The organism is Cohnella baijiui (genome assembly GCF_020731285.1).
Lineage (GTDB): Bacteria > Bacillota > Bacilli > Paenibacillales > Paenibacillaceae > Cohnella.
In genome coordinates, this window is the sequence record NZ_JAJFOW010000247.1 from 1 (window position 1) to 274 (window position 274).

Sequence of the window (274 nt, forward strand, 5' to 3'; positions counted from 1 at the left end):
TGATGGAAGCGGGATTTGCTTCCGTTATTGGTGCCGCGATTGGATCGCTAGCAGCAGGAGCCGCTCTATATGATAACCGGATTCTTATTCTGCAAGTGCTGCAGCTGCCGATGCTATTTCCTAATTGGTCAACGGGTCTTTTAATCGGCTTGGGTACGACAATCCTCACGACACTTATTGCCATTGTAGCGGCTTTCTTCCCGGTTCGCTCTGCATTGAAGCTGCAACCGTATGAAGCGATTCGGGAGGGTGAATATTGATGATTGTGCTTGAG

General features: G+C 49.3%; 1 protein-coding gene. It reads left to right on the forward strand.

What is annotated here, in order from left to right; genetic code table 11:
• Nucleotides 1-260 (forward strand): ABC transporter permease family protein (locus LKX83_RS32505; RefSeq protein WP_227887409.1); only part of this gene is annotated, 260 nt, incomplete at its 5' end.
• Nucleotides 261-274: the final 14 nt, after the last annotated feature.